19 protein-coding genes and 1 riboswitch are annotated in these 20209 nt (G+C 45.7%); of the genes, 9 read left to right on the forward strand and 10 right to left on the reverse strand.

Annotation, left to right across the window (positions count from 1 at the left end; translation table 11 throughout):
- Positions 1-220: 220 nt before the first annotated feature.
- From NSQ55_RS02145 to NSQ55_RS02180, 8 genes are all read right to left on the reverse strand, one after another.
- Positions 221-406 carry a hypothetical protein gene (locus NSQ55_RS02145; RefSeq protein WP_248549112.1) on the reverse strand — a complete coding sequence of 62 codons (186 nt, stop codon included), beginning with the start codon at positions 404-406 and terminating at the stop codon, positions 221-223.
- Positions 407-503: 97 nt separating this feature from the next.
- Positions 504-845: a hypothetical protein gene (locus NSQ55_RS02150; protein WP_339170928.1), complete on the reverse strand. Its 342-nt coding sequence runs from the start codon at positions 843-845 to the stop codon at positions 504-506.
- A gap of 198 nt (positions 846-1043) precedes the next feature.
- Positions 1044-1877 carry an ABC transporter ATP-binding protein gene (locus NSQ55_RS02155; RefSeq protein WP_339174380.1) on the reverse strand — a complete coding sequence of 278 codons (834 nt, stop codon included), beginning with the start codon at positions 1875-1877 and terminating at the stop codon, positions 1044-1046.
- A gap of 34 nt (positions 1878-1911) precedes the next feature.
- On the reverse strand, positions 1912-2673 hold the full coding sequence (locus NSQ55_RS02160) for an ABC transporter permease (RefSeq protein WP_036682669.1): 762 nt from the start codon (positions 2671-2673) through the stop codon (positions 1912-1914).
- The gene (locus tag NSQ55_RS02165) at positions 2670-2963 is read right to left on the reverse strand and encodes an MTH1187 family thiamine-binding protein (RefSeq protein WP_036682688.1); all 294 of its coding nucleotides are present in this window, start codon (positions 2961-2963) and stop codon (positions 2670-2672) included. Before NSQ55_RS02165 ends, NSQ55_RS02160 begins: the two co-directional genes overlap by 4 nt.
- 190 nt (positions 2964-3153) lie before the next feature.
- On the reverse strand, positions 3154-4203 hold the full coding sequence (locus tag NSQ55_RS02170) for an ABC transporter substrate-binding protein (RefSeq protein ID WP_076124596.1): 1050 nt from the start codon (positions 4201-4203) through the stop codon (positions 3154-3156).
- Positions 4204-4364: 161 nt separating this feature from the next.
- Positions 4365-4475: riboswitch (TPP riboswitch) on the reverse strand.
- Between the two features lie 158 nt (positions 4476-4633).
- A complete protein-coding gene (locus NSQ55_RS02175) occupies positions 4634-6085 on the reverse strand; it encodes a hypothetical protein (protein WP_076185225.1) in 1452 nt (483 codons plus the stop codon).
- Between the two features lie 72 nt (positions 6086-6157).
- Positions 6158-7378: an MFS transporter gene (locus tag NSQ55_RS02180; RefSeq protein ID WP_339170934.1), complete on the reverse strand. Its 1221-nt coding sequence runs from the start codon at positions 7376-7378 to the stop codon at positions 6158-6160.
- A 160-nt stretch (positions 7379-7538) separates the two neighbouring features.
- Here NSQ55_RS02180 and NSQ55_RS02185 point away from each other — a divergent pair, with 160 nt between their 5' ends.
- The 7 genes from NSQ55_RS02185 to NSQ55_RS02215 all read left to right on the forward strand — a co-directional run bounded on the left by NSQ55_RS02185 (position 7539) and on the right by NSQ55_RS02215 (position 13073).
- Entirely contained in the window at positions 7539-7958 is a 420-nt protein-coding gene (locus tag NSQ55_RS02185) for a pyridoxamine 5'-phosphate oxidase family protein (protein ID WP_038568443.1), read from the forward strand.
- 119 nt (positions 7959-8077) lie between these two features.
- Positions 8078-8752: a response regulator transcription factor gene (locus tag NSQ55_RS02190; RefSeq protein WP_038568445.1), complete on the forward strand. Its 675-nt coding sequence runs from the start codon at positions 8078-8080 to the stop codon at positions 8750-8752.
- Positions 8749-10176 carry a HAMP domain-containing sensor histidine kinase gene (locus NSQ55_RS02195; RefSeq protein ID WP_076185223.1) on the forward strand — a complete coding sequence of 476 codons (1428 nt, stop codon included), beginning with the start codon at positions 8749-8751 and terminating at the stop codon, positions 10174-10176. Before NSQ55_RS02190 ends, NSQ55_RS02195 begins: the two co-directional genes overlap by 4 nt.
- A 70-nt stretch (positions 10177-10246) precedes the next feature.
- On the forward strand, positions 10247-11158 hold the full coding sequence (locus NSQ55_RS02200; RefSeq protein WP_038568451.1) for an ABC transporter ATP-binding protein: 912 nt from the start codon (positions 10247-10249) through the stop codon (positions 11156-11158).
- Complete coding sequence (locus NSQ55_RS02205; RefSeq protein ID WP_076124588.1) at positions 11155-11871, forward strand: ABC transporter permease; 717 nt, start codon at positions 11155-11157, stop codon at positions 11869-11871. Before NSQ55_RS02200 ends, NSQ55_RS02205 begins: the two co-directional genes overlap by 4 nt.
- A gap of 1 nt (position 11872) precedes the next feature.
- Positions 11873-12607, forward strand: coding sequence for an ABC transporter permease (locus tag NSQ55_RS02210; RefSeq protein WP_339170937.1), 735 nt, complete (start codon positions 11873-11875; stop codon positions 12605-12607).
- A 100-nt stretch (positions 12608-12707) separates the two neighbouring features.
- Positions 12708-13073, forward strand: a complete 366-nt coding sequence (locus NSQ55_RS02215) for a metalloregulator ArsR/SmtB family transcription factor (protein ID WP_036682656.1) — start codon at positions 12708-12710, stop codon at positions 13071-13073.
- Positions 13074-13504: 431 nt separating this feature from the next.
- Here the strand turns inward: NSQ55_RS02215 and NSQ55_RS02220 are convergent, their stop codons facing one another.
- On the reverse strand, positions 13505-14266 hold the full coding sequence (locus NSQ55_RS02220) for a CPBP family intramembrane glutamic endopeptidase (RefSeq protein WP_076185221.1): 762 nt from the start codon (positions 14264-14266) through the stop codon (positions 13505-13507).
- 264 nt (positions 14267-14530) lie between these two features.
- On the opposite strand from NSQ55_RS02220, the gene NSQ55_RS02225 reads away from it, so the two are divergent.
- Both NSQ55_RS02225 and NSQ55_RS02230 read left to right on the forward strand, forming a co-directional pair.
- Positions 14531-16774 (forward strand): heavy metal translocating P-type ATPase, encoded by a 2244-nt coding sequence (locus NSQ55_RS02225; RefSeq protein ID WP_339170940.1) that lies wholly within the window; start codon positions 14531-14533, stop codon positions 16772-16774.
- A gap of 181 nt (positions 16775-16955) precedes the next feature.
- Positions 16956-18998, forward strand: coding sequence for a methyl-accepting chemotaxis protein (locus NSQ55_RS02230; RefSeq protein ID WP_254847742.1), 2043 nt, complete (start codon positions 16956-16958; stop codon positions 18996-18998).
- A gap of 99 nt (positions 18999-19097) precedes the next feature.
- On the opposite strand, the gene NSQ55_RS02235 is transcribed toward NSQ55_RS02230, so the two are convergent.
- Entirely contained in the window at positions 19098-20060 is a 963-nt protein-coding gene (locus tag NSQ55_RS02235) for an L-lactate dehydrogenase (RefSeq protein ID WP_339170943.1), read from the reverse strand.
- Positions 20061-20209: the final 149 nt, after the last annotated feature.

Raw genomic sequence — 20209 nt, forward strand, 5'->3', positions numbered from 1 at the left:
GAAAGGCAAAAATGCCCTAGATCGGGCGCAATACAGCCCGAAGTGGCAAAAGAAAGGCAAAAATGCCCTAGATCGGGTGCAATTCAGCCCGAAGTAGCAAAAGAAAGACAAAAATGCCCTAGAATCGGTGTGATTCAGCCCGAAGTGGCAAAACAAGGGCAAAAATGCCCTAAAATCGGTGTGATTCAGCCCGAAGTGACAAAACAAGGGCAAAAATGCCCTAGATCGGGTGCAATTCAGCCCGACGAATCAAATCAGAGGTATAAATCCCGCAGAATGAGCCAAATCCGGCCCGACGAAGCAAATCAACGGTATAAATCCCGTAGAATGAGCCAAATCCGGTCCAACGAAACAAATCAACGGTATAAATCCCGTAGAATGAGCCGAATCTGGCCCAACGAAGCAATCAACGGTATAAATCCCGCAGAATGAGCCGAGTCCGGCCCAACGAAACAAATCAGCGGTATAAATCCCGTAGAATGAGCCGAATCTGGCACGACGAATCAAATCAGCGGTATAAATCCCGTAGAATGAGCCGAGTCCGGCCCAACGAAGCAATCAACGGTATAAATCCCGCAGAATGAGCCGAGTCCGGCCCAACGAATCAAATCAGCGGTATAAATCCCGCAGAATGAGCCAAATCCGGCCCGACGAAGTAAATCAACGGTATAAATCCCGTAGAATGAGCCGAGTCCGGCCCGACGAAGTAAATCAACGGTATAAATCCCGCAGAATGAGCCGAGTCCGGCCCGACGAAGTAAATCAACGGTATAAATCCCGCAGAATGAGCCGAATCCGGCCCGACGAAGTGAATCAACGGTATAAATCCCGTAGAATGTCCCCAACCCGCCCGGTTACTATCCATTACCAACAGGGAGTCGGTTTTCGCCACACATTTAATGTGATCCCTACTATGATGAGTGAAATTTGTTTAATTGAGCAGATACATCCGCGTCAATTATAAATAGGGTAGGAGTTTATCGCTGCAAAATAAAAAAACTGACACCGCTATACCAGCGATATCAGTTTACAGAGCTTAGCGATTAAGCTAGCGGCTGCCTATTTTTAGCTTGTTCCTCTCGCATCCACTGTGACAACTGGCGTTTGAGCTTAAGGAACTCGGGAGAGTCCGTAATCTCATCACGGCGTGGCCGCGGAAACGGCACATCGACTGTATGCAGAATGGAGCCGGGGCGACCGGAAAATACATAGATACGATTAGAGAGCAGCAACGCTTCTTCAATGTTGTGAGTAATGAACAGCACAGAGCGGCGATTCTCTTCCCACAGCTCAAGCAGCCAGCGCTGCATTTCACTGCGAGTTAGTGCATCGAGTGCGCTGAAAGGTTCATCCAGCAACATTAGCTCCTGGGGAGCGAGCAATGCTCTGAGAAAAGCTGCACGCTGCTGCATCCCGCCAGACAACATATGCGGATAAGCATGTTCGAAACCGCTTAACCCAACCTTGGCAAGCCACTGGCGCGCTTCCTCGCGGGCTCCCTCCCGCAGTGCGCCCTTGATCTCCCCAGCAAGCAGCACATTATCCTCAATCGTACGCCAAGGAAAAAGCGCAGGCTGCTGCGGCATATAACTAATTTCACCGCGTTGACCTGTAACGACCTTACCGTTCATGCGGATCGTGCCTGCATCGGGTTTCACAAGGCCGCCAATCATATGGAATAAGGTGCTTTTTCCGCAGCCGGAAGGACCAACGATCGAAACGAACTCTTGTTGCTCTACCTTGAGAGAGACATTATTCAGAACTTTCGTCTCACGGCGACGATGGGAAAAAGATTTGGAGATGCCGCTCACTTCAAGGGCGGGTGCCACGGTATGAGCTTCAGGAGAGCTTATGACTTCTGTTGTTCTGTGTTGCATTTGCGTCGCTTGAGACATACAGGCATCTTCCTTTCTATGAGTTACGGCGCGGCTTCCAGCGAACCAGCCATTTTTCCAGCAATGCAATAATAGCAAAGAGTACAAGACTTAAAAGTACAATAATAACAATAGCGACAAACATCCGATCCGTACGATATGCGGATTTCTGCAGGAGCATATAATAACCAATACCTTTATCCGCGCCAATCCATTCAGCGACCACGGCGCCCATAACCGCATAAGTAGCAGATATTTTTACGCCGGAAAATAGTGCCGGGATAGAAGAGGGCAGCTCCAGCTTGGTGAAGATTTGCCACTTGCTTGCGCCAGCCATTTTCATATAATTCATCATGACCTGATCACTTTGGGCCAGACCGCCCATCGCAGCGACAGCTACCGGGAAGAAACATACTAGTGTAATCAGCACGATTTTGGGCAAAAGACCAAAGCCGAACCAGATAATGAGCAGGGGTCCGAGCGCGATGGAGGGAACATTTTGACTCAGAATAATAAGTGGATAAAAAGCCCGTCTAGCCCAAGGCAAAAGATGCAAAAGCAAAGCAACGATCAGGCCTACCCCCGTACCAATGGGAAAACCAATTAAAGTGAGCCGCAGCGTAGCCATCGTATGAGCCCAAAGACCAGAAGCGTTACTGGTGGATTCACGGGCAATATCAGCAGGACTCGGCAGAATCCAGGATTCAATATGAAATACAGATACAGATAGCTGCCATACGGTTAAAAAGAAGACGACCGCCACAAGGGGCGGCCATATTAGCTTCCAGGTCGATCTCACGGCCGATATTTCTCCGTCAATTTATCCATGCTGATTCCGTTAGGATTATGAGCGATTTTGATCTGCGAAATTACGCTTGGACTGCCTGCTTCGATCAACGCCTCCTGCATCTGACGCACAACCTCCAGCAGCTCGCTAAGCTCACCTTCCATTGTGGTTTCCAGCGGATTCACTTGATGTTTAACACCGGATTTCTGAATGACCTCAATCGCTTTATCTACGTATGGGATGGAATCCTCATTGTTCGGAGTTTTTGGAATTACTTGAATGCTTAGTAGGGTGTTAGCCACAATAATCAATCCTCTCATTTTATAAGGTAAGTTCAAAAAGCCAACTTTGATAACGAAGTAACTCAGGAAGCAAACTCGACATCGAATCTTGAACGAACTTGGGAAGTCCGGTACTCACGTAGCACATCACTACGCTCCGTTCCTCCTTCCTCAAGTAACGTCCAACCTTCTTGGTTCTGAAGTCCGCTCTCTACTCCGCCGGTAAAAAATCATTACTGAATGCACTAGCAGCATCCAGCGGTTTATCCAGCAACTTCAGATCATACATCCAGTCGCCGTAATTTTGCCAGACCTCGGTTTTTTGCTCGCCCCAGCGGGCAGCATCGTCCTTGTATTTTGGGCTAAGCCATTTTTGGCTAGCTAGGACAAGGTCGGCGTCCAGGTCAGGAACGGCCTTCGATAACATACCGGCAGCCTCTTCCGGATGATCAATGGCATATTGATAACCTTTTGATGTGGCTTTCATGAAGGCCTTCACCAGATCAGGATGATCTGCAATTTGCTTCTCACTCGTCGTCAGCACAGGCGTGTAATAATCGAGCTGCGGCGCATAATCCTTTAAGTACAGCATATCCAATGGCTCGCCACGCAACTCAGCCTCAACACCAGTCCAAGCGTAGAAAATCCAGGCGAAATCAATGTCACGTTTGACGGCGGTAAAATAATCAGCTTCACCGATACTGATCAGCTTCACCTTTTTCACATCGCCACCTTCAGGATCCATGATAGCTTTCATGGCTGCTTCTTCGGCCGGTGAGCCCCAGCCTCCGTAGGTTTTACCTTCAAAATCCTTTGGTGATTTAATATTGCGATCTACTGGAGCAGCGAATCCCGACGTATTATGCTGAATAATAGCTGCTATCGAGACAAGGGGCACGCCTTGTAGACGGGCTAGCGTTAATCCTTCTTGGGCGCTGATGCCAAAAGCGGCTTCGCCAGAGGTAACCATAGTATCAGAACCCGCTGCGCCTGGCTGAACGATCTCGACGTCCAGACCTTCTTCAGCGTAGTAACCAAGATCCTTAGCTACGTATAGACCGGTATGATTTGTGTTCGGTGTCCAGTCGAGTGCGACTTTAACTTTGGTGAGCTCTTTTGGAGCATCCGTCCCAGCCGCAGCAGTTGGATCAGTAGCATTTGCTTTGTTTCCGGCTGTATTCCCATTGTTGCTGCCGCATCCGGCAATGGCAAGAATGAGTACACAGGTGAGGCACAACGTAAGTGCTTTTTTAAGGTGCATGTCTTCTTCTCTCCTTTAAGGTTACAAGAATCCCGTCTTCACAACATGAACCGTAAAGTGTAGTATGTACGTTTTTCTACATCTTTTAGTGATCTTACAAAAAAAGCGCCCCGAGTGATCGGGACGCTGGCTTGGCGCAAGGTTAGTTAAGGTCACAGGGACCAGAACCAATTGGCGATTCCTACGCTGGCATTATCCAGATCAGGTATAAGGGTCAGTATCTTGTGGGATACAATCTCAGCCGGCCAATTCCAGCACCCCTGGTTCTATGAAGTTAACGGGTATTTCTATGTGCAATATAAGTAAGCATAAGTTTTGTACCCATACTTTATATCTTATATTTCTCGCATACGGTGTATTATAGACGGCTGTACTCGGAATGTCTAGTAGTGCACTCCTGAATTTTTCCAATCAAGTAGTTTCTTTTTTGCTAGTCTAGATCTTTATATTTCTTGCGGTGACGCCGTTTAAGCTCACTAACCAGCGCCCCTAGCGTGAGGACAACGCTGATCAGAATCCCGCTCATGATCACGAAGAGGGCAAGAAATTCAAAGGGAGAATAACCAATCATTTTACTCCATTGAATCTTTCCATCCAGATCGTCAATGACCTGATTCATGCCGTAAATCCCGCTTACTACCGTAAATACAGTAAGAATCATCAGCAGATTATCCCGTCGCTTGGACTGAAACTTATCCTGATACTGAAACAGGTCATTTAAGGTTTCTTTCACTTCCTCGAACAAAGCGTCGTTTCCGTATACTTTACGCAGCTGAAGAAATATCTCCCGGCCCTGCGACTGGGAAATCAACTCCAAGAAGTAGAACTTTGCCGAGAACTTATTGATGGAGTAGATTAGATTGTCTATTTCCTCATAATCATGATTAATCCGAAGTCGGGAGTGCATATTGGCGAGCTTTAGCAGAACGATTTTGTGGAAAATATTGAGTAAAAATCCGTAATAATATTGCCCGTACATCTGGTTGGCTAGACTAACAGCAATCTCCTGTTCAGCGCGGGTCATGCAGCAAAAGGTTTGCTCATTCATCATATAATATGTGTCTGGACCCCAGCGATTATAGGAATGCTCATGACAATAGTTTGCAATATACGCTGGATCGCTGGCACTGGCATAGGGCTTTCCGTTCAGATTAATTCCATCAAGCTGTGAGGCGCGATAGCGTAGATTTACACTAATCTCATCAGAGCTTTCTTCATTCTGAAAGCCGTAAAAAGCTTGCACCTGCATTCTTTCATCTACGAAAAAAGGAAGGGTCTCGAAATAAGCCCCATTGATATCCGATTGATCCAGATATGGCTCCAGTCCATCCACCAAATTTCGGAAGACAAAATCCTCTACCATCTCATAGGTCTGTTCCCCACAATGAATATAAGTGTAATCATCCTGTATGAAGGTATTCTCTAGCGCACGGAAACGATCCGCGAATTCTAGGGCAATACTAAAGGGAATTGAATCCCCCTCCAGCTGGACACGTATCGTCACGAATCCAAGCTGAAAAGGACATATGAATATATCCGTCGAGAGAATTTTGAAAAATATAGATTGCTGCGGAATCTCCAGAATGCAGTCGAGATTATTTACTCTGGAAAAACGGCGAAACGAGTCGGCATCCTTCCTGCGTGGAAAAAGGACATGTGCAGCAAACGGTAAATAGGTGCGCTCCATTCGTTCATGGGAAACACAGTAGCCATCTCCGTAATAGGCAGCTTCAAGCTCTTTATTATCCAGAAAAAAACGTGTGAAGCCGTCGTCCTGTAATTGCTGGATAAGCTGCTTAGAATCGCCCTTTTTTATAGAAAAGGGAAATATAAACTGCATGAGCGCAGTATGTAACAAAGGCTCAGTTGAAGACTCATTCATTCATCGTCCATCCTTGTGCTCAGAATATGCTTATAGATCACATTACCCTAAAAGGATAACGTTGATACTGTTCTAAATACGGGAACTCTTTCCTTTCAACGCTTGCATGGACTGGAACCTCCATGCGGCAATGCTTAGCAGAAACAAGAAGGCGGCAAAAGCGGCCAGTAATCCGGCTGTTTGTGCCACTTCTAAATGGTCCATAGACCAGCCCATAAACAGAGGTAGCAAAGCACCGCCAACACCTCCGGAAGCAATCATAATGCTGGGTGTTGACTCTTCGGTGCCAGGCAGCATTTTGCTGGAGTAGACTAAAGCAACGGAGAAAATACCGGACATAAACAGCCCCAGCAGCAGAATTACAATGAAAGCAGCCATTCGATTGTCAGTGAACGGAAAGAGTGTCAGCAGTAACAAGGTTAGTAAACAGCTGCTGAGAATGTACACGCGATAAGATATTTTTTCGGCAATTACACCCGCAAACAATCTTCCTGTAGACATCGCCAGCCAAAAGAAAGTGACTGTCAGTGCTGCGGCAGACTCCGTCATCCCTAGCTTGGCAATAAAGATAGCCGGCATAAAGTTGACTAAACTCATCTCTGTGCCTACATAAAGAAAAAAGAAAACGATGAAGATCCCTAACAGAATCCATTGCTTACCTTTATACGGAAATTTTTTGTTAGAACGTGAGCTTGAGGATTGCGAATTGTCTGCTCCTTGGACAGAGGCGCGTTCATCCAGCATTCGTTGTAGATTACCGAAATGCCCTCTTGTCCAGAGGATAAGAGAAATTAAGGAGAAGGCAGCGACGATTAGAAAGGCCAATCTCCACGCTCCGGCAGCAATGAGCGGACTGGCGATAAGCGGCATCACGAGTGCGCCTATCCCGAATAGCACTTCAAGCCGGCTCATTGCAATAGCAGTTCCTTCGGTTACAGCACCAATAATAATGGTGCCGATAACAGCTTCGATCATCCCGAAACCAAAACCTGCGGCAACAGCGATAACATACATCCAGCCCCAAGGCGGTAGAAAGGCGTAGGCAATTTCTGCAACTAGTAGAAGACTGGTGGCAATGAGGATGCCTCCACGTTTTCCGAAGCGGCGATTAAGCAGGGGAGAGACCAACACACCTGCTAAAAAACCAGCGAATTGACTAAAGATTAATTCACCGCCAGCACTATAATTTTGATCATAATGTTGCAGTAGAACGGGCAGAATAGATCCCAGCACAACATGTGCCAGACCGATAACGAAGTAGGAAAGACAGCCGATCCAAATCAGTTTTTTCACGAAGTAAGCTCCTTATCTTGAAGTAGTTTATGAGGTAAGGTCGGATTCAATGTGAACCTGAAGGGTACATTATAATAAGCACCATTGTTATGATAAATCCAAACGGTGAGCTTGGATATATAAACTTTTGTTTACATGCTTGAAGGGAGAGATTTACGTAATGGATAACAAACAACTGGAGCAACTCATTATTAAGGCATTGGATGACAACAAGTTCGGTTCCTTTGGTACGATCGAAGAAGGAAATAAGCCGAAAGTACGTTATATGGCCATTTTCCATGAGGGTTTGAGAATTTATTTGGCTACAAATCGCAAAACTCATAAAGTGGAGGAGTTATCCGATAATCCGAATGCTTTTGTACTGCTTGGCTATGAGGCAGGCGGAAGCAAAGATGTGCTGGAGATTGAAGCAACTGCTACCGTCTCTAAGGATGAAGGCTTGCGCTCCAAGGTATGGAATAAAGAGCTGGAGCCATGGTTTACAGGACCTGATGATCCTAATTATGTAATTTTGGAGCTTACTCCAACACGTATTGAGTATGTAGGCAGCAATAAAGAGCATGGAGTATGGCAGCCGTAAGCTATAGCTTTGAATTGATCAAACAGCCCTCCTATCCCATATGGGGTAGGAGGGCTGTTTGATGTGTTATAATGACTTCAACTTTTTAGGTATTCATATCGGGGAGGAGCTAAAGCTACATGAGCGTTACTCTGTTATATATTGAAGATGATCGTGAAATTGGCAGTGTAGTGTCTGCTGATTTAAGCGAAAGAGGATATAGTGTCCGCTGGTTACGGAGCGGCGAAGGAGCAATGGAAGAAGCCGGCGCCTGCCAACTGGCTATTCTCGATGTTATGCTACCAGGTCTGGACGGGTTTACGATCGGGCAACGTTTGAAACGTTCTTACCCTAAGCTGCCCATTTTGATGCTTTCCGCCCGGACCTCTATTGATGATAAGCTGCAAGGTTTGGAGTTCGCAGATGATTATTTGACCAAGCCTTTTCATCCGGATGAATTGGCCGCTCGAATTGAGGTGCTGCTCCGAAGGAATGGGGCATCTGTTCAGGATTCGCTCACACTTAAACATCTAGTCGTATATGAAGGGGATAACCGCGTAATGAATGCTCAGACTCAGGAAGAAATCATGCTTACAGGTAAGCAATTTCAGATTTTTTCCTATTTGCTGCGTCATCTTAACCAAATTATGACGAAGGAGCAGATCTACGAGGCCGTGTGGGGTGAGGCTTATATCGAAGGGGATAAAACTCTGATGGTACATATTCGTTATTTGCGCGAAAAGCTGGAGCTTGATCCGGGTAATCCGGAAATTATCGAAACTGTCCGTGGGATCGGCTACCGGGTAAGAGCATGAGAGGATTAGAGCGCATTCGCAAGAAACGTAATTCCTCCTTGTTATCAGGGTATTTGCTAATTATCGTATCTGCACTGCTATTTATCCCTGTGGTCCTTCCGTTGTCTTTTGTTGGCTACAATATTCTTAACGAAGTGACCAAAGGTGCCCCGCCTGTAGATACATCCCTGTATTCGAATATTGCACCGCTGGAGACTATGTGGCATAAAGAGGCACTTCACTTAGAAAATGCTTCTTCGGAAGCCATAAATCAGCGGCTGATTGAATTGAGTCGAAAATACACCGAGGCTACTATGTTTTGGGTAGACGGGCAGGGAAAAACCCAGTTGATTCTCACGCCTGAAGAAGGGGATAAGGATAAGATTTACCCTGAAGTTCCTGATCAGTGGACTGCGGCTGAGGCTATTTCATTTATGAAAGAAAGTACGAATCGTGATCCTTTAGCCATCGTTGCTTTCGTGGGGGACAAAGTGGAGGCAGACAAGGGATTTATGGTGATGCAAATTCCAAGCAAGCTGCTGAACAAAGGGGCTTATGGGGGATTAGGGGCTTGGGCTTGGTATAACTTTGTGTTATTTACCCTTTTTGGAGGGTTCGCTCTGGTTTCATGGATGTTCTTTAGAAAAATTCGCAAACGGCTGCTGCAACTGCAAACCGCGATGACGATCACAGGCCCGGATAGAATGCCTAAGTCTATAGTGACAGGAAAACTGGACGAGATCGGTCGCTTGGAGGAAGCTTTTAATACGATGGTAACTAAACTGGATGAAAGCCGACGCAGGGAAATAGAAGAGGAAGAGTTGCGTAAGCGTCTAGTCTCGAATTTATCTCACGATTTACGCACACCCCTAACCGTCATTCGCAGCCATATCCATGTTATGACCAAAGAGGATCTGACCTCAAAAGGTAAGCAGTCCTTACAGCTTATGGATGAGCGTATTGCGGATCTTAGCGTCCTGATTGAGAATCTTTTATCTTACAATCTGCTCAATAGTGGACGGGTAACCTTAAAGCTGGAACGTAAAGATGTTCTACGCTTGTTACGGGAGAGTGCGGCTGCTTGGTACCCCGTATGGGAAAAAGAGGGCTTCGATATTGATATTAACCTGGAAGCCGAACCGCTATTCTGGAGGGTGGATGAGGTCTGGTTCCGCCGTATTCTCGATAATTTGTATCAAAACATTGTACGACATGCCAGCAGCGGGCATTATGTCGGGATCTCAACGGAGCAACGTAATGAACAACGTGCCATAATTATTGCGGATCATGGTCGAGGCATTCAGAGTCCATCCGATTACAAGGGGGCAGGTTTGGGATTGTCTATCGTCGATCTTTTGATGAAGCATATGGAGCTGGAATGGGTTGTGGAGAGCACAGGCAAAGGCACTTCTATTGTAATCTTTGATCCGCGTCGTGAAATTTAAACAAAACTTAAACTTGGCACTTCCTTGTTCTTAACCTTGGGACGTTATGCTGTATACCGAGGTGAAGAACATGGAAGAAACAGTGATTAAAACTAAGGATTTATTGAAAAAATATCGTGGCCGGGCTGCGGTAGAAAATTTGAATTTAAATATCCGTAAGGGAGAGATTTATGGTTTTCTGGGTCCAAACGGAGCTGGGAAAACTACAACAATCCGTATGCTGCTTGGCCTAATTACACCGACATCTGGAAAAATTGAAGTGTTCGGCCAGGATCTTCGGAAGAATAAGCTGCAAATTTTACGGAAGGTAGGGTCGCTTGTCGAATCCCCCTCGTATTATGGGCATCTGAGTGCTGTGGACAATCTCGAAGCGATCCGCCGCATTCTGGATGTTCCGAAGTCACGAATCGCTGAGGTGCTAGATATTGTTTCTCTAACCGGGGAAGAGAGACGTCCGGTCAAAGGATTCTCCCTCGGGATGAAGCAGAGACTCGGTATCGCAGCTGCCTTGCTAGGGAATCCAGAGCTGCTTATTCTGGACGAGCCAACGAACGGACTCGACCCGTCAGGGATTCAGGAAATTCGTGGGCTTATCAAACGTTTGCCACAGGAGCAAGGAATTACGGTTGTAGTATCCAGTCACCTGCTTAGTGAAATTGAACAAATGGCAGATACCGTGGGTATTATTCGCCAAGGGCAAATGGTATACCAAGATACAATAGCTAATCTGCAACAACAGGCTGCTGGCGAGATACGCCTTGCGGTTTCGGAACCAGAGTCTGCGTTACGTCTCGCTGGAGGCCGGGGGTATGAAGGGACACTACAAGAGCAAAAACTGATTTTTTCAAGAATGAACGATGCAAGAGTAGCGCTGCTAGTCAAGGCTTTGGTAGAGAATGGGCACGCTGTCTATCGTGTAGAGGAGCGGAGACAATCGCTTGAGGACTTCTTCCTACAGGTTGTGGGAGGCGGGGAATCATGATGTGGCGGGCGTTGTCAGCGGATTGGCTTAAAATCCGCGGCAAAGGAATTTGGTTTCTAGTGTTTCTAGGACCGATTGGTCTAGTAGCCATGCAGGGCCTTAACTTTGGCCTTCGTTATGATTATCTGCGTCAGCAGTATAGCGCGGATTTATGGGGAGGACTTCTGGATAATGTGTCCGGGTTTGTGCCCACAGCTCTTTTTCTGGGAGGCACTTTAGTATGCTCGTTGATTGCAAATGTCGAACATCAGATGAGTTCATGGAAGCAGCTCTTGGCACTGCCTATCTCTCGTACCTCAGTGTTTATGGCTAAGTTAATGCTCTGTCTGCTGCTAGTGGCAGTTTCCTGCTTGTTGCTCTCAGTGGGGATAGTTGTTTTAGGGCTTATTTTGGGCTTCAAAGCGGATCTTATTCCTTATGTGGATGTAGTGCGGATTGGCTTTATGTCCTATATTGCGGCTCTGCCGGTCATCGCGCTACAGCTGTGGCTTTCCCTGGCTAATCGTAATCAGACACTGCCAGTTGCCCTGGGGATCACATTATCTTTGACGTCATTTTTCTCCATGTTCCTTTCGGAGTGGGTGCCTTTAACTTGGCCATATTTGGCGTGGGACTCCTCTAATCGCCTTTTGTTCAGCGGTGCGGGTCTGCTGCTGGGAATGCTGGTGTTTTTGCCGGGTGCAGTGCATTTCGCTCGAAAGGATGTGGATTAAGATGATGTCATTTTGGAGAGTATTGTCCTCAGAGCGATTAAAAATGTCTAAATCATATGCTTGGCTTTTAGTCATAGGAAGTCCGGTTTTATCACTGGTTCCCGGATTGTTATCGGATAATCAAGGTGAGAAGATGTCTTGGGAGCTGCTGTTAAGTGTGATGTCAATGATGCATGCTTTGCTGTTTCTGCCTGTGCTTTCAGGCATTTTTGCGGCCCTGATCTGTCGTTATGAGCATCATGACGGTGGTTGGAAGCTATTGTTGTCTCTGCCTGTAACCCGGTTGTCGGTGTATCTCTCAAAATATGTGATGATCATCGGATTGCTGGCTGCTGTGCAAGTAACGTTCCTCGTTATGGTGCTGGGAATGGGCTTGTTCCGAGGGGCTCCAGATCCAATCCCTTGGGAGCTGCTGCTAAAATCAATATTTGGCGGCTTTGTAGCCTGTCTACCTCTCGCCGCATTGCAGCTGGCGATCTCGCAAAGCTGGAGCAGCTTCGGCGCACCGCTGGCGCTGAATGTGAGTCTGACCATTCCCAATATACTGATCGCTAATTCTTCAACCTACGGCCCCTATTATCCTTGGGTACAGCCGTTGTTGGCCATGAGTCCTTATGGTGATGACGGATTTGGTGCCTTTAATCTGCCTTTAGAGACACTGATGATGATAGTGGGAGGAAGCTTGATTGTCTTTTTTGCCGCAGGACTAATCTCCTTTTATCGTAAAGCAGTCTAATTCACAATCAGAGGCTATAAACTCCTCCTCAATGGACATCCCGTGCTGTTTTTCTTATAATTAAAGAATATAATTAGCTAAGATGGAGGAGGGCGAGAGCATGGAGCCAACAGCATTAGAGGACTGCGACAATACATGCAAGGGTTCAGAGCTTGAACCGGAATCCATTGCATTGATCCTGCCAGACCGTGGGATTACTGATAAAATGGCAGAAATGTTCAAAGCGTTGGGTGATCCAACACGAGTGCGGCTCATTTACGCTTTGTCACAGCAAGAATTATGTGTACATGATTTGTCCGTGATCCTTGATATGGGCCAATCTGCGATATCCCATCAGCTCCGTTATTTACGGAATCTACGGATCGTGAAGCGCCGTAAAGAGGGGAAAACGGTATTCTATTCGCTGAACGATGCGCATGTGGAGCAGATCTTTTTGCAGACCCACGAGCATGTCCGACACGAATAGCTAGTTGCAAAAAAAGAGGGACTCCCAGCAGCCATTGGATGGCTTTTGGGAGTTCCTCTTTTTATTATGCCGACGAGTCCTAACCATCCACTACGGCTTACGGACCCAGCTGACGTTATTTGCACAATAATCGCTTTTTGAGCAGAGTTGCGGACCTCAGTGCAGTTATTCTTTAGAAAGAGGTCTTATTTTGCTCTTTTTCATGCCAATAGCGCCTATGGGGTCCGATAATATGCTAAATCGGGGATAATACTACTTTTAGGGTCAACTGGGTCCGTTAGCTGTGTGGGTTGCGACAAATATTGCTCTAATGAAGCTAGGTGGCATCTCAACTAAACTAAGTAGCACCTCAATTAAACCAGGCTGCATAGGGGTTAACCAATGCGTTTAAATCCAAGAAGCCTTGTATTTTGAAGTAAGGATTTAGCTTATTAGCTGGCTTGATTTAGGTTCTTCGTTAGGTTTGGTTTTCTAAAGGACAACACTAGCCAGACACATTGCACAGCAAGCACTAGCAGGATAAATAGATCGATTCCCATGTATTCACTCGTATTATCATTGCCCACAAACTGAATTAAATTATGTATAAAATGAAAGGATATCAGCGGAAGAATATTATTATTTTTTAGCATCAACAAGGCTAGCGCAAAACCGATCAGAAGCGCATATACGAGTTGTAGAAGAATTTGTGTGATATCTGTGCTGGATAATGCATTAAGTAAGTGGGTAATAGAGAAAAGAATACTTGAAGTGATCACTGCTGTTTTAGCCCCTTTAGGAAGCAAGGTCTTAAAAATCAAGCCGCGATAGATACTTTCCTCCACAAAAGCGACCAGCAGGGTGAAGAAGATAAAGAACAGTACTTCAGATGCACTGATCTCACGAAATCCCTTAAAGGATATGGTAATCAGGACCACTACTAGCGGGGCATAATAGATCCAGTTGCCCGAGGATATGGTGTTTAGAGGTCGGAAGCCGAGCGTGCTCCATTTGCGCTTAACTGTAAAGTAGATGATGAGTACAAGCGCGATTGGGATGAAGGAGATAAGTACAGGGGCGGTGTACGCAAGTTCCTTAATTGTTGCGAAAGCCCCGGCGGCAGTTACGGCTACAAGTAATAACACTTCGATAATAACTACGCTCCAAATAGGGTGTTTCTGTGAAAAAGAAGACGTTTTGGCTAGCTTTGACATGTTCTAAATTCATCCCTTCTGTGTAAATCATTTGCCCATCGAGCTTCATTGATAATGGGGTCATTCGTATGTAAGAAACTTACTTTGGGTCATACATGATTTTACATATTTTCTCGTAAAGGTCAATTGATTTAATTTTTAAGATAATGTAGAAAAATGGTGTATATCGCGTATTGACCTTGAAATATAAAGGGAATATAATAGGGCTAAGATAACATATGAACAAGTGCTCATATATGGTTTTTATTTGAGGAGATGTGCCGTATGGATACAATGCAAGGAAAATTAAAACGTCAGTGGGAATTAGAAGGCTTGGATTGCGCCAATTGCGCGATGAAAATTGAAGATAAGGTGAAGAAGATTGAAGGTGTATCGTCTTGTTCCGTTAATTTTGTAACAAAAACAATGACGTTGGAAACTGCCGCAGGGTATGAGGAGTCAGCGATTGTAGAAGCGAAGAAAACGGTGAAGGCACTTGAGCCCCACGTAAATGTGAAAGAGAAGGTTGGGGGCAATCACAAGGCGCGCAATAGTGGCGCTCATGAACATACGCATGATCACGAGCATGGTCATGAGCACGGCCATCAAGCTGCTGGACATCATCATGGTCATGAGGATGCTGAAGGTCATGGTCATACGCACGAGCATGGGGAAGGTGATACACGCAAAATATTGCTGCGGTTAGGCGCTGGTGGAATTCTTGCTCTAGCTGGGGTATTCCTGCCCGTGAATGGAGTAGTTGAATTGCTGATCTTTTTGGCAGCCTATCTTATCGTGGGTGGTGAAGTTGTCTGGCAGGCGGTTAAGAACATCATCCGTGGCCAGGTGTTTGATGAGAATTTCCTGATGGCTCTGGCAACTATCGGTGCATTTGCGATTGGTGAGTATCCAGAGGGCGTGGCAGTAATGCTGTTTTACCAGATTGGAGAACTGTTCCAAGGTCTGGCTGTGAATCGTTCACGCCGATCTATTACGGCACTTATGGATATTCGCCCCGAGTTTGCCTATCTCAAGCTTGGAAATGATCTGAAGAAGGTCTCACCTGAGGAAGTAGCCATCGGAGATTTGATTGTTGTTAAACCCGGTGAGAAGGTACCCCTTGACGGAACAATACTTGAAGGTAACGCCATGATGGACACATCTGCACTTACTGGAGAGTCGGTACCACGATCAGCTGGTCCAGGAAGTGCGGTGTTAAGTGGTTTTATTAACCGGAACGGCGTAATTACTGTGCAAGTTACTCAGACCTTTGGAGAATCGGCCGTATCCAAAATACTGGAGCTAGTGCAGAATGCATCAAGCAACAAAGCTAAAACGGAGAACTTTATTACTAAATTTGCACGTGCCTACACGCCTGTAGTAGTGATCACAGCAGTCCTGCTGGCCGTCGTTCCTCCACTGCTGATCAGTGGTGCAACTTTTTCGGATTGGATTTACCGTGCACTTGTATTCCTCGTAATCTCTTGTCCTTGTGCGCTTGTGGTCTCGATTCCACTGGGATTCTTCGGAGGGATTGGTGCAGCTTCACGCAGCGGTATTCTGATTAAGGGAAGTAACTACCTGGAAGCCCTAAATGATGTGAAGGTAGTTGTCTTTGATAAAACGGGAACGTTGACCAAGGGACAGTTTAAGGTGACAGGAATTTATCCGTCGGGTGGCAAATCTAAGGATGAATTACTGCGGACAGCCGCTTATGCGGAGAGCCATTCCAATCACCCGATCGCTGAGTCGATTCGGACGGCTTATGGTGAACAGATTTCTAAGGAAGCTATCTCGAATTACAATGAAATCTCTGGTCATGGTATCGAAGTAACTATCGAAGGCAAGACCGTATTTGCAGGTAACGCACGTCTGATGGAGCGTGAGGGAATTGCTTATGAGGTCCCAGAGCAGAGCGGTACAGTTGTTCACATAGCGGTAGATCATCAATATGAAGGTTATCTGGTGATCGCTGATGAAGTGAAGGAGGACTCACTGCAGGCCATTCAGCGCCTCAAAAAGCTGGGAATACGCAAGACGGTGATGCTGACAGGTGATGCTTCCGCCGTAGCTGAAGATGTAGGGAAGCAGTTAGGGGTAGATGAGGTACACGCAGAGCTTTTACCACAGCATAAGGTAGAGGCCATCGAGAAGCTGGATCGTGATAAGTCTCCACGCGAGAAGATTATTTTTGTCGGAGACGGAATTAATGATACTCCTGTACTGGCTAGAGCCGATGTCGGGATCGCTATGGGAGGACTTGGTTCCGACGCTGCCATTGAAGCAGCAGATATTGTAATTATGACCGATGAGCCTTCGAAGATTGCTGTAGCTATCGGAATTGCCAAGCGTACTCGAGCCATCGTATGGCAAAATATTATTTTTGCTTTAGGTGTAAAAGCTATATTCCTTCTGCTCGGTGCATTTGGGATTGCCACGATGTGGGAGGCTGTATTCTCAGATGTAGGGGTAACCGTACTTGCCGTACTGAACAGTATTCGAGCTTTAAAAGTGCAAGACGAGGGTTAAGAATCTTTGGTGTATTAAATAAATGATTTCAACAAAAGTAAGCTTTAGGATTCCGGTTTTAAGGGTCTTAGGGCTTATTTTTTTTATTCTCCAGCAAAGAATTTGTCTATTTTTGCCGATATAGAAGATATATCCACATCAGGAGATATTATAACAAATGGAGTGAGGAGGCTATTTCATCGTGAATGAAAATGAAATGAAAGGAAACAAGATGAAAAAAATGAGAAAAAATGTAACGAAGAGAAAAGCGACGTCAATTCAACTTAAGTGGTCATCTGTTATATTAGCTATTGCAATCGTGCCGCTCATGGTAGCGACCATATTTTTACTTGATTATTTCGGCAATGTCACACGCACAGACAGTGAGCAAATGGCGCAGGACACCATTAATACGAACACATTCCGGATGGATGAGTGGCTATCCAACAAAACCTCGTCCGTAAAGGATCTGGTGTCCCAGCATCCTGAGTTCGATTTTACAAATCCGGCAAGTATCTTCCCTGTGATAGAAGTGCTGGAGGAAAGTGACAGTGAGACAGAAGGTTACAGTGTCATTAGTAAAGACGGCCAGTTAACCAATATGATGAACATGACCGCAAATGTAGCAGATGCGAGCTATTTCTTGAAAGCGAAAGAAACACATGCGCCTGTGTTGGGGGAAATGTCCTATCTGGAGCAGCTTGATAAATATATCATTCCAATCGTAGTTCCTGTCATGGATAAGGATAAGCAATTTATGGGAGGTATTGTCTTCTCGATTACTCCTGAAGTTCTTGCCCAAATGAGTAATGAAATTACTATGGCGGATACCGGATTTGGATATGTAATCTCAAATGATGGCATGTATTATACATATCCAGACGTCAGTCGTATGGGCAAAAAAATTACCGATTTCGCTAAAGAGCCGGCTCTTCAGAAGGTCGTTGACAAGATTTTAAGCAATAAAGAGGGGTCTGAAACTTATAAGGGCGAAGATGGTAAGAAAGTCATTACATACTTTAAGACAATTCCAGATACCGATCTAAAGCTTCTTGTAACAGTGCCGGAGAAAGAGGTTTTTGCCAAAGTGACCTCTGCACAAAGAACAGCAATGTTCATCTTACTGGCAGTTATACTTGTCATAATTTTTGTTTCACTGTACCTTACTCGTCTTATCGTTAGACCCATTAAAGCTATTTCCTCGACTATGAAAAAGGTGGCAGAGGGTCATCTGAATGAGAGGGTTAAAGTGCAGTCCGGAGATGAGATCGGCGAGATGAGTCAAAATATCAATGATATGATTGAGACACTCTCCGGTATTGTCAACAAGATTGATACAACAGTAGTGGAGGTTACTTATTCCTCAGAAGGAATGCTGAAATCGGCTCAACGTTCGTCCTATACTTCAGCAGAGGTTGCTACAGTTATCCAAGAAGTAGCTCAAGGAATGGAAGAGCAATTTAGAGGCTCCGAGCAATCCGCAAGAGCAACGGAAGAGATGGCTGTAGGTTTACAACGTATTGCTGAGTCCTCTGCAGCGGTATCAGATCAGGCTGAGACAGTCAACTCAGAAGTAGAGAGTGGCTATTTGGAAATTCAATCTACACTGCAACAGATGGCTGTTATCAGTTCCACAGCTAATCAGACTGCCGAGATGATTGGGAAATTAAGTGAGCAATCGGAACAAATCGGACAAATTGTGGATGTAATTTCTGAGATATCCAATCAGACAAGCTTATTATCTTTGAATGCTTCTATTGAGGCTGCCAGAGCTGGAGAACATGGTCGTGGCTTCGGTGTAGTTGCGAATGAGGTGAAGAAGTTAGCAGAGCGGACAAACAGCTCCATCATTAGTATAGTGGAGCTAATCGGCGGCATTCAGTCTTCAACAACAAGTGCAGCGGATTCCATGAAGAAGAGTATTGAGGAAATTGGCGATGGAATGGGGAAAATGCAAAACGTCGGTGTTTCCTTTGATCATATCCGTTCTTCGATCCGTGAAGTATCGTCGCAAATACAGGATGTGTCAGCAATTAATGAAGAGATGTCAGCCGGCACGGAAGAAATAACGGCTTCTATATCCGATATGCTCGGAATAGCTAAAGAATCTGCTGAGAATGCTCAGGCGGTCTCCTTAGCTTCAGCGGAGCAGACAGAGATTATGAAGGATGTCGTGTCCTCCGCGGAATCACTTAATGAAGTGATGTCTGTGCTGAAAGAAGAAATCGAAAAGTTTAAAAAGTAGGAGATAAACTGAGATTCATCTCCTAATAATACAAAAAATCGCTCTCTGGGAGCTGGTAGGTGATCTCACCAATTCCCAAAGTAGCGATTTTTTTATGAATTAAACGCTGTCTTCCAGCTGTAGGCTCTCGATGCCTGCACGTACAATGTTGCAGGAGTGGTTCAATTTCTGGGTTTCCTCTGTATTTAAATTAAGCTCCAGCAGCTCTTGAATCCCAGTGTTGCCTATGATGGCGGGCACGCCCGTGCATACACCACTATGTCCGTACTCTCCATCCAGAATGGCGGATACGGCGATAATTTTGTGCTCATCATTCAGGATCGAACGGGTAATGTAGGCAAGTGCGCTGCCAATCCCGAAATGTGTGGAGCCTTTACGGGTGAAAATTTCCCAGCCGGCATCTTTTGTCTTGCGGGAGATATCCTCCAGATCCAAATGCGGGAACCGCTCGCGATGCTGATCTAAAATTTGCAGAATAGGCTTGCCGCCAATTGTTACATGGGACCAAGCTACAAATTGGGATTCGCCATGTTCACCTAAGGCGTAGCCATTAACACTGCGCGGGTCAATGGAGAACACATCGGAGAGCAGGGTTTTTAGGCGCGACGAGTCAATGGAGGTCCCGGTACCAATAATTCTGTGGCGAGGCAGACCTGATATTTTCCAGACCATATAAGTGACAATATCGACCGGATTAGCGGCGACTACGAAAATTCCATCAAATCCCCCAACCATGATGTTGGTAATGATTTCTCGAGTAATAACCGCAGAGGCTTCCAATACGTCAAGTCGGGTCTGCCCGGCTGTTGGATTAGCGCCAGCGGTTAAGATAACGACATCCATTTTTGCACAATCGCTATAGGTTCCGGCATACACCTTTGTGCGTGTGCTTGTGAAATCCATACAGTGCGAGAGATCAAGTGCTTGTGCCATAGCCCGATCATAGGTGCGGTCGATCATCATAATTTCGTCGCAAATGGCCTGATTAACCATGGAGTAAGCACAGCTTGAACCCACCATTCCGGCCCCGACGATGGCTACTTTTCTCGATTTACTTTTCAATTGCCTTGTCCTCACTCTCTAAAAGTTATACGCAGTATAGGCTTCCAAATGATATTTATTTCAGCATTAAGGTCTTTTGGAAGCTTATCGTTAGGTATGCTTATAGTTTAACGTATCCCTTCGCAAGTTACCTGACATCGGACTTACAA

The sequence above is a fragment of the Paenibacillus sp. FSL H7-0943 genome (assembly GCF_037963265.1).
Lineage (GTDB): Bacteria > Bacillota > Bacilli > Paenibacillales > Paenibacillaceae > Paenibacillus_AQ > Paenibacillus_AQ odorifer.

Coding starts and splice junctions, on each gene's coding strand:
- NSQ55_RS02195 (WP_076185223.1), top strand. CDS start 8,749: ATGAGAGGATTAGAGCGCATTCGCAAGAAACGTAATTCCTCCTTGTTA.
- NSQ55_RS02215 (WP_036682656.1), top strand. CDS start 12,708: ATGGAGCCAACAGCATTAGAGGACTGCGACAATACATGCAAGGGTTCA.
- NSQ55_RS02170 (WP_076124596.1), bottom strand. CDS start 4,203: ATGCACCTTAAAAAAGCACTTACGTTGTGCCTCACCTGTGTACTCATT.
- NSQ55_RS02175 (WP_076185225.1), bottom strand. CDS start 6,085: ATGAATGAGTCTTCAACTGAGCCTTTGTTACATACTGCGCTCATGCAG.
- NSQ55_RS02220 (WP_076185221.1), bottom strand. CDS start 14,266: ATGTCAAAGCTAGCCAAAACGTCTTCTTTTTCACAGAAACACCCTATT.
- NSQ55_RS02210 (WP_339170937.1), top strand. CDS start 11,873: ATGATGTCATTTTGGAGAGTATTGTCCTCAGAGCGATTAAAAATGTCT.
- NSQ55_RS02200 (WP_038568451.1), top strand. CDS start 10,247: ATGGAAGAAACAGTGATTAAAACTAAGGATTTATTGAAAAAATATCGT.
- NSQ55_RS02190 (WP_038568445.1), top strand. CDS start 8,078: ATGAGCGTTACTCTGTTATATATTGAAGATGATCGTGAAATTGGCAGT.
- NSQ55_RS02185 (WP_038568443.1), top strand. CDS start 7,539: ATGGATAACAAACAACTGGAGCAACTCATTATTAAGGCATTGGATGAC.
- NSQ55_RS02225 (WP_339170940.1), top strand. CDS start 14,531: ATGGATACAATGCAAGGAAAATTAAAACGTCAGTGGGAATTAGAAGGC.
- NSQ55_RS02205 (WP_076124588.1), top strand. CDS start 11,155: ATGATGTGGCGGGCGTTGTCAGCGGATTGGCTTAAAATCCGCGGCAAA.
- NSQ55_RS02155 (WP_339174380.1), bottom strand. CDS start 1,877: ATGCAACACAGAACAACAGAAGTCATAAGCTCTCCTGAAGCTCATACC.